Annotated in this window: 12 protein-coding genes; 7 read left to right on the top strand and 5 right to left on the bottom strand. The window is 42.6% G+C overall.

The genetic code is table 11. From position 1 onward, the window contains the following. Positions 1–360: 360 nt before the first annotated feature. Complete coding sequence (locus AA84_RS0106195) at positions 361–1,983, top strand: M20/M25/M40 family metallo-hydrolase (RefSeq protein WP_028976485.1); 1,623 nt, start codon at positions 361–363, stop codon at positions 1,981–1,983. On the opposite strand, the gene AA84_RS0106190 is transcribed toward AA84_RS0106195, so the two are convergent. Then, positions 1,980–2,879 (bottom strand): helix-turn-helix domain-containing protein, encoded by a 900-nt coding sequence (locus tag AA84_RS0106190; protein ID WP_028976484.1) that lies wholly within the window; start codon positions 2,877–2,879, stop codon positions 1,980–1,982. The genes AA84_RS0106195 and AA84_RS0106190 overlap by 4 nt on opposite strands. A 960-nt stretch (positions 2,880–3,839) precedes the next feature. On the opposite strand from AA84_RS0106190, the gene AA84_RS0106180 reads away from it, so the two are divergent. After that, positions 3,840–4,247 carry a DUF4064 domain-containing protein gene (locus AA84_RS0106180; protein ID WP_028976482.1) on the top strand — a complete coding sequence of 136 codons (408 nt, stop codon included), beginning with the start codon at positions 3,840–3,842 and terminating at the stop codon, positions 4,245–4,247. Positions 4,248–4,303: 56 nt separating this feature from the next. On the opposite strand, the gene AA84_RS0106175 is transcribed toward AA84_RS0106180, so the two are convergent. Then, the gene (locus AA84_RS0106175) at positions 4,304–4,663 is read right to left on the bottom strand and encodes a winged helix-turn-helix transcriptional regulator (protein ID WP_028976481.1); all 360 of its coding nucleotides are present in this window, start codon (positions 4,661–4,663) and stop codon (positions 4,304–4,306) included. Positions 4,664–4,795: 132 nt separating this feature from the next. Between AA84_RS0106175 and AA84_RS0106170 the strand changes: the two genes are divergently transcribed. Next, positions 4,796–5,998, top strand: coding sequence for an MFS transporter (locus tag AA84_RS0106170; protein WP_028976480.1), 1,203 nt, complete (start codon positions 4,796–4,798; stop codon positions 5,996–5,998). Between the two features lie 110 nt (positions 5,999–6,108). On the opposite strand, the gene yidA is transcribed toward AA84_RS0106170, so the two are convergent. After that, entirely contained in the window at positions 6,109–6,921 is an 813-nt protein-coding gene (gene yidA / locus AA84_RS0106165) for a sugar-phosphatase (RefSeq protein WP_028976479.1), read from the bottom strand. 129 nt (positions 6,922–7,050) lie between these two features. After that, positions 7,051–7,581 carry a phosphatase PAP2 family protein gene (locus AA84_RS0106160; protein WP_028976478.1) on the bottom strand — a complete coding sequence of 177 codons (531 nt, stop codon included), beginning with the start codon at positions 7,579–7,581 and terminating at the stop codon, positions 7,051–7,053. Positions 7,582–7,901: 320 nt separating this feature from the next. On the opposite strand from AA84_RS0106160, the gene AA84_RS0106155 reads away from it, so the two are divergent. The 3 genes from AA84_RS0106155 (at position 7,902) to AA84_RS0106145 (ending at position 11,235) form a co-directional block, all read left to right on the top strand. Beyond that, a complete protein-coding gene (locus AA84_RS0106155) occupies positions 7,902–9,374 on the top strand; it encodes a nicotinate phosphoribosyltransferase (protein WP_028976477.1) in 1,473 nt (490 codons plus the stop codon). A gap of 91 nt (positions 9,375–9,465) precedes the next feature. Beyond that, the gene (locus AA84_RS0106150; RefSeq protein ID WP_160168703.1) at positions 9,466–10,461 is read left to right on the top strand and encodes an ABC transporter substrate-binding protein; all 996 of its coding nucleotides are present in this window, start codon (positions 9,466–9,468) and stop codon (positions 10,459–10,461) included. 9 nt (positions 10,462–10,470) lie between these two features. Further along, the gene (locus AA84_RS0106145; protein ID WP_028976475.1) at positions 10,471–11,235 is read left to right on the top strand and encodes an exodeoxyribonuclease III; all 765 of its coding nucleotides are present in this window, start codon (positions 10,471–10,473) and stop codon (positions 11,233–11,235) included. Positions 11,236–11,397: 162 nt separating this feature from the next. Here AA84_RS0106145 and AA84_RS0106140 read toward each other — a convergent pair whose 3' ends face one another. Next, positions 11,398–12,510 carry an iron-containing alcohol dehydrogenase family protein gene (locus AA84_RS0106140; RefSeq protein ID WP_028976474.1) on the bottom strand — a complete coding sequence of 371 codons (1,113 nt, stop codon included), beginning with the start codon at positions 12,508–12,510 and terminating at the stop codon, positions 11,398–11,400. Between the two features lie 274 nt (positions 12,511–12,784). Between AA84_RS0106140 and AA84_RS0106135 the strand changes: the two genes are divergently transcribed. After that, on the top strand, positions 12,785–13,747 hold the full coding sequence (locus AA84_RS0106135) for a D-2-hydroxyacid dehydrogenase (RefSeq protein WP_028976473.1): 963 nt from the start codon (positions 12,785–12,787) through the stop codon (positions 13,745–13,747). The last annotated feature ends 19 nt before the right edge of the window (positions 13,748–13,766 follow it).

Here is a 13,766-nt window from a genome sequence, read left to right as displayed (position 1 = left end):
TTTCTTATAGGAAAAGAAAGTATAGAATTTGCCCTGTCTTCAAATCAATAGCTCAGTGTCTTGGCCAAGAATCAAAGCGGAGGTACGAGACGCCTGCGGGAACCGCGTGCCAGCGAGACCCCGCAGATTTCTGTTTGTCTGAGGAGGCTCGCGGTGCGCCCGCGGCAAGCGAGTAACCGAAGCGGCGATTCAGCACCGAAAAGACAGGAGACCATCATACATGGTTGGAAATTAAGGACCGGGCGTATTTTGCCCGATTTTTCTTAAATCGTTTACTTTCAACGGAAAACGCTATTTATACTGCCTGATGCTTGTATAATGAAACTAAATGGATTCTAGAAGAAGGCGGGTGTTCGAGCAGTGGCTATGTGGCAAACGAAAGAGGCAATGACTGATCTTCTTTGTGAGATGGTGCGTATTCCTAGCATCTCCGGATCACAAGCAGAGAAAGATTTTCCTGAATTAATAATCAAAAAACTATCTGAGATGGATTATTTTTTGCAACACCCGGATGATTTGCAGCAACTATTTGCAGAAGATGGACGTTCTCTTGTTTCAGCTTTTGTTCGGGCACCGGAACCGACTGCGAAAACCGTTATTTTGTTCAGCCATTTTGATGTCGTTGATATTAAAGATTTCGGGAAGTGGCAGGACTCCGCATTTGAAGTGAAAGCATTAACCCAACAATTCTATCGCGAAATGGATCGCCTGCCGCAAAGCGTGCGCGAGGATCTCGCATCAGGTCACTGGCTGTTCGGAAGAGGATCGATGGATATGAAAAGTGGTCTTGCCGTTCACTTATCTCTGCTGGAGATGGCAAGTCAGGGTGCGTTTTCTGGCAATCTGCTGTTTATTTCTGTTCCCGATGAAGAAGCGAATTCCGTGGGCATGCGTGCGGCTGTTCCTCATTTACTACAGCTAAAGAATAAATATAACTTAGACTACCGGGTTGCTCTGAATTCTGAACCGATGTTCTCACTATACCCGGGCGACGACCATCATTACATCTATACCGGCTCAATCGGAAAAATAATGCCTGGCTTTCTCTGCTGTGGAAAAGAAACGCATGTTGGTGAGCCGTTTTCAGGATTAAACAGCAATCTTATGGCGTCTCTGGTGACGGCTGAGATTGAATTGAATACGGATTTGTGTGATCAAGATGAAGGGAAGCCGGCCCCACCGCCGACAAACTTAATTCAAAAGGGATTGAAGAGCGGCTATTCGGTACAAACGCCCCATCATTCCGTAACGCTGTTCAACCTGTTTCTGCTGGAGAGGTCCATTGCAGAGCTGAGCGAATTACTGCTTCGAAAAGCGACTTCTGCTGCTCGCAAAATTGAGGCGCGCTATCATGACGAAGCAGAAAAATATGCAAAACGAACCGGTTCATCGGCTTCACATCAGACTGTGCGTGTACAAACGTTTGATCAGCTAATCCATGAAGCAGAGCGATCGCTAGGTAAAGAGAAAGTGGCGCAAATGATCGCTGCCTGGATAAATCAGTACCGATCAATGGATGACCGAGGTCTGTCGATTTTGATTGTTGACCAGCTTGCTGCTTATTGCAATACGTTAGCACCCATGATCATTCTCTTTTATGCACCACCTTTTTATCCGGCGGTTCAATCCCATCATCATCAACGGATCCAAGCAACGGTTAAAAAAATTCAAGATCACGCACAGAACGTTTATCGTACGAAACTGATTGAACAGCACTATTTCAGCGGGATATCCGATTTGAGCTATATCGGGGTCCCGGCAAATCGGTCGTCAATGGATCAGCTTCGCGGCAACATGCCACTTTGGAATCATGGCTACTCAATTCCGTTCACGGAAATCGAAGCGTTATCGGTACCTGTACTGAATCTTGGTCCGGTAGGCCGCGACCCACATCAATGGACGGAACGACTGGATGTCGATTTTGCGTTCGGCCCACTTAAAGAACTATTAATCGACGGCATCCATGAACTTTTTAAGGATTAATCGGTGTCGCCAGCTATAAAATGATCGATATCCAATGATGTAAGTTCAGCGATTTCTTGAATGATAGCTTTTCTCATTACATCTAAGTTTAAAACATCACATATTGAAAGAGCTTTCCGTATGAAACTGAATCCTTTGTCTTTATTTTCAAGGTTTATCAAGGACATACCTTTTCGACTATATGCAACTGCTAAACCTTCATATCTTTTGATACGAATACACTCGTCAATTGTTTTTTCAGCATAGTCAAGTGCTTCTTGGTATTTATGATCTTTAATTAAAAGAATCGATATATTTAACAGATAAGAAGATTTTAGTTCTATATTTCGAATAATGTAAGAAAAACGATTAATATTCTCTAATGCTTTTTTTGCAATAAATATGGCTGTATCAAGTGGGAAAAAGTAAAATATATTATTAATTAACTTCAATTCTATTGAGTACCAATTATCAAGTTTTGATAGACGTTCCCATACTTTCTTTGCATAAGGTAAAGCGGATTCAAAGTTCTTGCTGTTGTGAATAGAGATATTAGCTTTACAAACATAGCTGATGTCTTGCACAACATTATCGTAATTATCTTTCAAATAGGACTCACACTTAAAATTAAGTGAGTGGAGTTTATTAATCTCAGTACTAAAAGATAATTGAAATAAATCATGTATTATTTCTTCTTTTCCGCTTAATCGGTAAGAATGTTGAATATAGGTCAATTCATCATACGTTATATCAAGTTTTTTTAATATATGCATGAATTTTCCAACTGTAGGCTGCATGCTACACGCTTCTATTTTTGCATAAGTTGCGCGTGACATTTCTTCATCTGCAACATATTTTTGTGTGTATCTTTTCGACTGGCGTACTTTCTTCAGAACTTCCCCTAATTGATAGCCCATGACATCGTTCCTCCCTGTAATGTGTGAGTATATTATACATTTTAAAATAAAATTGTCGAATCATGCTACTATAATTACATCAAAAGGAGGTGACGGCCATGTTCAGTCCTGATATTATTTGGGCGATTCGGCCAAGTCGGTGAGTGAAGGCGTTTTAGCTATTGTTGAGGCTCCCCATAATGATAGCTTTTCAATTTTGACTGGTTTCAGTCAGCCATACTTATATCCTATAAGAGAGTGGAATTCTAACTTCAGGGTAAATGTGGTGGTTTCAGTTGAGAATCAGAAGTCAGGCGACATGCGCCGTTTCGATTCTCAGCTTATTTTTTTGCAATGCAAATCCATAAAATGGAAAATATATAATTATATGTAATTTTTAGGATAGATGAGTCTTATACCGTTTTTTTATTGACAATTTTTCCCATGATCAATGATGAAAAATAGTGTATAGTTTTTATAAGATACATTTTCCATGGAGTTTCACAATCAGCTGACTAAAGTAGAGTGTAGGCGTTTAATCTGAATGCCTTTGAACATTAAACCACTTATTCACTCTTGCATGCGTTCTTTCTCATCGTTTTTTCCACTGCTTTCTCACATTGTTTTCCATTTATCAAGAAGTTGTTTTTTCATCCGGTTACATACCGTATTTCGTTGCGTCATGGTTCTTTTCACGAAGCGTGCAGCGTAATCATTCAACGATGATTGATGAAAATGGAACGCAACTTCCCTTGAATCAACAGTTGAGATTTACGAATACGGATTGATTGATCGAGGCAGGGGTTTACAGTGAGTGCAGTTACGGCCGATTGCCTATTATTACCTTCTATTAACTTGATGGTGGCAATCATTGGCTAATGAAGAGCGTTGAAGAACGGAACAAGGGTCAGCAGATGATAAAATAATTCCTGGATCTGTACAACGTGTTGAGGAAATCAACAGATTGAAGGAGGAATTTAGTTGAAAAGAACTGGAGAAATTGCATTGACGGTTATTGGTGGTTGCATTAATCTGCTCGTATTGCTCATCGGTATTCGATTGGTCACTGCGGATTACTCTGTGATACGCAGCCAGCTGCAAGCTGCAGGCGAGCAGCAGAACTTAACCCCGCAGCAAATTAATGATTATATTCATATTGCACAGGCGGCAGGCAATTTTATTTTAGTGTACAGCATAATTATCTTTTTGCTTACAGCAATTGGCCTGTTCCTTCTTTTGAAATTAAAGATGACGAAAACGTCTGGAATAGTATTGCTGATTGCAGGAATCTTGAGTCTACCGGAACTGTTTGTTCCCGGCATTCTGTTGCTGATCGCTGGAATTATGGCTTTGGTAAGAAAACCACAGCAGCCGCGAGATGCTTATTAATCGAATCGTCGAAAGCAAAACGACCGTTGACCACATTGGCCAACGGTCGTTTTGCGCTATTGATTAAGAATGCTGTCCTCAAGATAATTCTTAGCATCACCGTAAGTACGTTCGATATGATGCTCACCCCAAATGCAGAGCGAATGGAGAATTTCTCGTAAAGAATTTCCGTACGTACTCAATTCATATTCGACTTTTGGCGGTACCTGGTTGTATACAATACGATTGATAATACCGTCGTGTTCAAGCTCACGCAGCTGCTGGGTCAGCATTTTTTGCGTGATTTTCGGGATCAATCGTTTGAGCTCTCCGGTTCTTTTCTTACCGTTCATTAAATGGCAGAGAATGACGGGTTTCCATTTCCCACCAATGACCTCGAGTGTCGCTTCAACTGAAATATTATATTTCTTAGTCAACGTTGTAACCTCCACAATTGTTACAAAAAAGTGCTTACCCTACAAAAAAGTGCGTACTTGGCTAAAGATTATGCACCTACCATAATAGCATGTGCAAATTGTTTTGAACACCATTCTGGAAGGGGTCGCTTCATGTCGTCTAAACGTAGTGTTTTTTCCTTAATCGCTCTAGCAACAAGTGCATTCGCTATTGGTACAACAGAATTCATCAGTGTTGGTTTGCTCCCGTTAATGATGCAGGAATTTCATGTTTCTTATTCAATGGCGGGACTAACCGTCACGCTCTATGCATTGGGTGTAACCATCGGCGCTCCAGTACTAACCTCGTTGACGGTAAAAATACCAAAGAAACGGCTGCTGATCTTAATCATGATTGTTTTTCTCGTCGCCAATACACTGGCTGCTGTTGCGCCAACGATCGATCTGTTGCTGGCAGCACGAATACTGTCTTCTTTTTCTCACGGTGTGTTTATGTCGATCGGCGCGACAATTGCCGCTGATCTTGTAGCACCGAATAAACGTGCGAGTGCGATAGCGATTATGTTTACCGGAGTTACGCTCGCAACAGTGACTGGTGTGCCAATCGGTACGTTCATTGGTCAAATAATGGGATGGAGAGCCGCCTTTGTCGTTATTGTAATCATTGGATTCATTGCATTAGTTGCCAACGGTTTTTTAATTCCTTCTCAGTTGAAAAAAGCACCAAAAATGAGATTTGCTGATCAGTTTAAACTCATCAAGACTGGACCGCTGCTTCTTGTTTTCGTAATCACTGCACTTGGCTATGGTGGGACGTTTGTTGTCTTCACCTATCTGTCTCCATTATTGGAAAAAATCACTGGATTCTCGCCAAATGCTGTTGCTCTGATCTTGTTTGTGTATGGCGTTGCTATTGCTGTCGGAAATGCATTCGGCGGGAAGGTTGCGAATAATAATCCGATGCACGCATTGATCTATATGTTTATTTTCCAGGCTGCTGCACTCTTTCTCTTGTCCTTCACCGCATCGAACAAATTACTTGGTGTGACCACTGTTGTTTTCATGGGTTTATTTGCGTTTATGAATGTTCCTGGTTTGCAGCTTTACGCTGTGATGCTCGCGGAACGTTTTGTCCCGGAAGCTGTGGCTGTTGCCTCTGCTGTAAATATCGCAGCATTTAACGGGGGAGTCGCTTTAGGATCATTCATTGGCGGTCAAGTTGTTCGTTATCTCAACTTAATTGATACAACCTGGATCGGCGCGCTGATGGTTCTCGCTGCGGCAGTTTTAAGCATCTGGAGCGATGCTCTGGAACGTCACTCACTGAGCAGAAGGATTTCCTGTCGCAGACCGTGACCAAGAGGACGATTCATTGAAGAACGGACCGCGATGATGCCGCGATCCGTTCTTCTTTTGTGGTGCTCTATTTCTGCAGTGGGTGCTTAGGAAGACCACTGTAGGATCAATTATTGGTTCAATACATAGTTTTCAATGGCGTAGGCAACGCCTTCCTGCTCATTCGTCTTGGTCACGAATTGAGCTTCAGCTTTTAATGCATCAATCGCGTTGCCCATTGCAATGCCTAATCCGGCAAACCGAATCATTGCCAAATCGTTTTCTTCGTCACCGATTGCCATCACCTCAGCTGAAGACAAACCAAGAAAATGAGTGAGCGTTTGCAGTGCCTTACCCTTATCTGCATCCTTATTTAAAATTTCAAGCAGGTAAGGATGAGATTTAACCATGGTATAGTTTTTCATGTACGTTTGCGGAATGCCGGCAATTGCCGGTGTTAGAATTTTCTCGCTGATGCAGAAGACGGCTTTATTGACTTGGATGTCGGCAGGAAGGTGCTCCATATCTGCTTTTACAAAGGGCATTGTTTTCATGACTGTTCCGTATAAAGAAGGCTTTTGCTTAGGATAAGGGGGACAGTATACTTTTTCGCGATCAATAAAATTCATTGGAAGGTCACGTTCTTGGCTCAATGCGTATAGGGAAAGCAGCTGGTCGCGAGTTAAGGTCTTTTCAGAGATGACTTCACCGGAATCGCTTTTTTGCACAAGCCCTCCGTTGTACGTGATTGCAAAATCACCAGGATTGGTAAGTCCAAGTATGCGCAGATACCTGTCGATTCCGCGAAGCGGGCGGCCGGAACAGAGCACGATTCGAACGCCGCTTGTTCGTGCTGCTTTGAGTACGGCTTGTGTCTGTTTTGTGATCTGTTTCCGATCATTCAGTAAAGTGCCGTCAAGATCGATCGCAATTAATTGAATCACGTGAATTCCCTCCAAACTCCTTTAACGCTCTTTAGTATACAGCAATTTTTGTAAATAAAGAATGAAAACGCTTTTAAAAGTGTGCGAAATGAAGGCAGTCGATCAATCACCAACTGCCTAGGATGTCCTTTAAAAGGGTACAACAATTTTTATAAAACAAAGATAACCAGTCACGGAGCCTAACAAAATGCCGGAGAGTACATCAGATGGATAATGCAAGCCAAGAAAAATTCGAGATACAGCAACGCTCAATCCAATAGGAAGCAGTATAAGGCTTAACGACGGGTGAAATAATATTAATGGAGTAATAACAGAAAAAATAGCAGTACTATGACCCGACGGGAATGAGTTGTCTTGTATTGGATTTACTGGATGATTTGTTCCGTCAAGGATGAGATAAGGACGTTTTCTCGGAAAGCATCTTTTGAAAATCTGAACAATAATATGACTCGTTATTAGTGATACAGCACAAGCAATAGCGGTTAAATGCAATGGACCGTGTGCAAAAATCAACAAAAAGAGAACGAGTGCAATTTCAAGTACGGCCCCGCCAATATTGGTGATCATGCGAAAATAAGCATTTAACATTCTGCGTTCAAAATGCTGATTGATTCGTCGGAATAAGCGGCATTCCATTTCATACAGTGCATGAATGGACAGCAATCGTCTAACCTCCCTATAAACAGATTCGAAGCATCGAAAGGCGATAAATGATTCGCAGTGAAACTGTCTTTTTGATCTGTGCGATGCTTTTATTATAGTGTACGTGATCATTGTTAAGCAAAATATTGATTTATTGTGAATGTATGTTTATTATTTTTTGACATCTAATGTCCCATTCATAAAATTAATTTCATTTTAACAAAAAAACACACCCCATTGGAATTGAGGCACAGTTTACAAGATTGAGCGTCAATAGTATACTCGATTCAAATGTCACTAATAAATACATATAGGAAAACATTGGAGGAAACTAGATCATGAAATCCAGGTTTGACGTGAGAAATGATCGAGATCTCACGATGCTGGTTGACTTTTACGAGCTGACCATGGGGAACAGCTATCTTTCGGAAGGAGTAGGCGATCAAATCGTCTATTTTGATATGTATTTCCGCAGAGTGCCTGACGGGGGCGGCTATTGCATTATGGCCGGAGTGGACCAGCTGATTGAATACCTTGAGAATCTCCGTTTTACAGAGGAAGATATTAATTATCTCCGCTCCACTAAGTCCTTTTCAGAAAAATTTCTCGATTATCTTTCCACATTTAGGTTTTCTTGTGATGTTTGGGCAATTCCTGAAGGCTATCCTGTTTTTCCAAACGAACCGCTCGTCACTGTACGTGGTCCCGCGATTCAGGCACAGCTGCTTGAAACAATGATCCTTGTAACGATTAATCACCAGACGTTGATTGCAACAAAAGCAAACCGCATTTGCCGCGTTGCCGGGAATCGACCGGTGATGGAGTTCGGATCTCGGCGGGCTCAAGGGTATGATGGCGCCATCTATGGCGCGCGCGCCGCAGTCATCGGTGGATGTTCTGCAACGGCCAATACATTAGCGGGCATGATGTTCGATATCCCGGTCTCAGGCACGATGGCCCACAGCTGGGTACAATTATTTGACAGTGAACTCGAAGCGTTTCGCGCGTGGGCAAGAGCGTATCCAGATCAATGTCTGGTCTTGATCGATACGTATAATGTCTTGAAATCAGGGCTTCCCAATGCGATTCAAGTGTTTAAAGAACTTCGCGAACAAGGTCATGAGCCGATGGGGATTCGGATTGATTCAGGGGATATAACCTATTTGACGCGCAAGGTGAGGAAAGCGCTGGATGAGGCGGGTTTCCCGGATACAATGATTGTCATCTCCAACTCTCTTGATGAACATATCATTAAAGATGTCTTGGTTGAAGGCGCAAAAATCAATTCATTTGGTGTCGGTGAGCGATTGATCACCGCACGTTCCGAACCGGTTTTTGGTGGCGTGTACAAACTCGTAGCCGTTGAGAAAGACGGCAAAATCATTCCGCGCATCAAGATCAGTGAAAATGAAGAGAAAATCACCAATCCAGGATTTAAAAAGATTTACCGGATCTATGATAAGGATGCGGATAAGGCAATCGCCGATCTGATTTGTGATGAATCGGAAACGATTGATGAAAGCAAGATGCTCACCTTATTTGATCCTGTATTTACTTGGAAAAAGAAAAAATTAAAGCGGTATAAAGCGGAACTTTTACGAAAACAGATTTTCAAAGACGGCAAGTTGTGTTACAAGAGCCCATCCGTCATGGACATTCGCCAATTTGCTCAGGAACAAGTGCAGCGCCAGTGGGCAGAAGTGCTCCGCTTTGAAAATCCGCATAACTACTTCGTTGACTTGTCTTGGAAGGTTTGGAATGAGAAACATAACCTATTGAACCGCTACTCAGACGAGTTCAGTGGAAAATAATGATCCAACAGAAAAACCCGAAGCATACAATTCACGCAGCTTCGGGTTTTTCTTATGCCAGATAAAAGGTGGTTTTGATGAGCTCGGCTGCTTGATCCGCACTAAGGTCCGTTGTATTGATGCGGGGTATCACCCAAAACAAATGATTGGTACCGGACCGTTTAAAATTGTACACTATAGCAATCAGCTGCTCATATTGGCACGGTTTGCCGATTATTTCCGTGAACGCGCGCTGCTTGATCGGATTGAATTGTACGTTGCACCCAAACTTGTCGGCGCGAAAAAAATGTATGACGTAGCGCAAATTCAGGCGGATCACGCTACACATGCAAAGCGCTTTGAAGAAAAGGGCAGCAGCTACATGATTTATAATCTTAATAGATCGGGTCCTCTTCAGGATAAGTGGTTGCGGCTAGCGATGAACACGGCGATTGACCGCAACAAAATGCTTCGCGAACTCTGCGGCGACAGATACAGCCCGTCAAACAGTTTTATTCCAAACAATTCGGAACGCAGGTTGAAAGCGGTTGGAGATGCAAAACGAATAGAGGAATGTCTTGGGCGAAGTGTTTATCAAGGCGAACGATTAAAACTCTATTATTTTAATCATCAGCCTGTTGCTGTTGATGCCGCGTGGATTAAAAATGCTCTAGCACGATTTGGGGTGTGTCTGGAACCTATCCCTTGGCCGATGGATCAATTTTATAATGATCAGTTTGTTGAAAATGCCGATATCATTCTTGGCGGAGAAGTGCTTGAGGAAAATGTAGAGCTGGGATTGATTCATCTATTTAAGGATCAAAGCGGCTTAATTCGCAGAATGCTTGATCCAAAGCGATTAGCCCGTGTTGATCAATTCATGGATTTGTTTATCCAGGCAGGCACGGCAAAAATGAGACAAGAAGCTTTTGAACAATTGGAAAGGTATCTCAATAGCGAACAGCTGTTGATCTATTTATACCACAGCCGCAAAGAAATCACCTTCAATGCAGCATTATCAGGAATCCGATTGAATGCGTTCGGTTGGGCGGACTTTAGTAAACTATGGATTAAACCCAGTTCATCGGCAGAAAAATTAATCAATTAGGAGAAACGAATGAAGTTCATTTCATGGAATGTCAACGGTTTTCGCGCGCTTCAGCGCAAAATGGATGTTTTTTCATGGCTTAAAGAAACAGGAGCTGATGCACTGTGTATTCAAGAAACGAAGCTCCACCAGGATCAAGTACAGATCGATACACCAGGATATCATCAATTTTGGAATGATGCCGTTCGCAAAGGCTATTCGGGTACTGCTATTTTTACAAAAAATAAACCCCTTCGTGTCACCTATGGAATGGGGATTGAGGTACATGATCAAGAGGGACGATTGATTACTTTGGAGTATGAAGATTATTATTTGGTCACAGTCTATACACCGAATGCAAAAAGAGACTTGACGCGGCTTGCTTATCGCTTGGAATGGGGCGCAGCCTTTACCGAATATATAAAGCGGCTGGACGAGAATAAGCCGGTTATTTTTTGTGGTGATTTGAATGTCGCCCATCAAGCGATTGATTTGACCTATCCCAAGAACAACAAAGGAAATTCAGGATTCACGATCGAGGAACGTGAGGACTTTACCGCTTTACTTAATAACGGTTTTGTTGATAGTTTTCGCCATTTATATCCGGAGCGCACAGATGCCTATTCGTGGTGGTCATTTCTATTTAATGCGAGGGAACGGAATATCGGATGGCGCATTGATTATTTTGTTTTGTCCAAACGCTTGAGCAGCAGTATTCGCGACGCAAGAATTTTAACAGATATATATGGATCGGATCATTGTCCGGTTGAACTGGATCTGGATTTGAAAGGATGAATTTAGGAAAAACAGAGGATCGATTGTGACAGAGAGCTGAGAATCGTCGGTCTTTTTGCTTGCCGGACATTGAGCACGATTTCAAAGGGTCATCGTTTGATGAGAACAATAATAAAGCACCGGGGGATGTTTTGCCTCCGGTGCTGCTTCATCATGCGCTGGTTATTTCACTTTATTTTGTTCCGCCCATTTTTCCAATTCAATCATTGCTTGATAGACCGTTTCAACTGAAGGACTCAGCGGGTGCATATCCATAAGGGAAAAAGGTTTATGAACCGATGAATCAGCGATGTCATGAATTTCTTGGTCGGTTAGCGCACCCAGCGATAGATCTTCTAGGCAAAACGGAAGCTTAAGTGCCCGATAAAATGGGAGAAGACGAGTCATTTCATCGTATTTCTTTTCAATAACGAGTTCAACCATAATACCATATGCAACTTTAATACCATGAAGCAGATGGTGTGTTTCTTTGCGAATGGTCAACGCATCATGAACGGCATGAGCTGCAGTCGCGCGGGCGTATTCATCGCCAAATCCGCCAACTAACCCACTTGCCATGATATTGGTCTCCATGACTTCAATCCATTCATCGGAGAGCTTTCCCTGTTTCATATCCTCAATGGCTTGTTCCGCATGATTTAGCGGAATTTCTAAGCATTGACGAGCTGCTTCACGAGAAAAACGAAGTGCAAGACTGTTACGGTCGGCATTTTTTAATAGAAGGTCTGCTTCATACCACTTGGCAATGGTATCTGCGACTCCGGCGATAAAATAATCGATCGGTGAATCAAAGATAACACGAGGCTCGACCAAAAGAAGAAAAGTTTGATTTTGATAAATTTCATGGCCAATACATTCTCCGTTATCTTTATACAGTACGGAAAGACAAGACCATGCCGCACAGTTGCTTGCCATCGTTGGCAGCAAAATAACGGGTACTGCGCCGGCTTTATATGCTGCGGCCTTTGCGGTATCCATAACTTTACCGCCGCCTAGACCAATAATTGCATCGGCCTGTTTGCTGTGAATGAGGTCGATCATGCGTTGAATTTCACTTTTCGAGCATTCACCGTTAAAGGAGACATCAATGACCTCGATCCCTTGCTGGGATAGATCGGGAAGATATGGTGCTGCTTTTTGCATTGATTTGGTTCCGTGAAGCAAGATCACACGGTGAATGAAACGCGATTTAAGTTCAGGTGCAAGCCGATCATAGGCACCTTTTTCTAATACATATTCTTGAGGGGCAATTCGTGAAATAAGCTGCAAGGCCATTTTCTTTCTCTCCTTAATAAACATAACGATCTGATTTTTTCTATTTGTGTTGGAAACATCAGGTGTTTGGAACTATATAGTAGCCGTTTTCAGATCGACTTGTCAATTGGTAGATAGCGCTTACGTTCCTGGTTTGGCGAAGTTTTCAATGCAATTTTAGCATTAAATTAATACACTTGTTTTCAAGCATGATGATAGCTGGATCGATTATTTTTCTCTATACTATTAAGTAATCTCGGAAAATTGACAATAAAGGAAAGACAGGTGACGGGTAGTGAATAAAATAGTGTTCGGCTTCGATCAAGAATTCTCATTGCCGGCAGCAGAGTATGAGCAGCTTGTACAACGGTTTAAAGATCACTATGAATTTGTCCAACTCGATGCAAATACGGTTCCCGATTCGGTTTCTTTGGAGGATGCGGTTGCGTTCATCGGTGCGCCGTCAGCAGAATTGCTAAAGAAGATGCCGAACTTACGTTGGTTGCAGCTGCCAAGTGCTGGAGCCAATCATTTTGCGCATCATCCCAATCTTGCTAAAGAAGTTACCCTCACCAATTCAAGCGGCGTATTCGGTGTGATCGGTGCTGAGCATACGCTTGCCTTAATTTTAGCTTTAATTCGAGAAATTCCCTTGTACGTCAAGCAAACGGAGCGTCATCTTTGGCACGAAGGGGATCGTTGCTTGCAAATTGACGGTTCGACCTTTGGTATTATCGGCTTTGGAGACATTGGTTCGGAAATCGCACATCGCTTGAAGGCATTTGGCGCGCGCGTGCTTGCGGTAAAGCGCAACTTGAGCGGACTTTCTGAGGATGCAGATGCTGTTTATACGTTGGATGATTTGGATCCCGTCCTCAATGAATCGGATTTCGTGGTCAATGTGCTGCCTTTAACTCCTGAAACCAAGAATCTGTTTGATGCGAAACGATTTGCTGCGATGAAGGACGGCGTACAATTTATCAATGTCGGAAGAGGCGGGACTGTTGATGAGCGCGCCTTGATTGACGCAGTCCATTCCGGAAAAGTCGGTGGGGCAGCCCTCGATGTAACGGCTGAGGAACCGCTGCCTGAAAATCATCCTTTGTGGGATTTGCCGAACATTCTTATTACTTCCCATTCCTTAGGTGTTGGACCGGGAAAATATAAAAAAAGAAATGATTTAGTTGCGAAGAATGTAACAAACTTCATCACGGGTAAACCATTGAGAAACCAAGTGAATCGGGAACTTGGCTATTAAATCATCGCCTAAAAACGAG

The organism is Sporolactobacillus terrae DSM 11697 (assembly GCF_000648615.1).
Classification (GTDB): Bacteria; Bacillota; Bacilli; order Bacillales; family Sporolactobacillaceae; genus Sporolactobacillus; species Sporolactobacillus terrae.
Note: the sequence above shows the minus strand (reverse complement) of the source record. Positions and strands in the feature narration are given on the sequence as shown.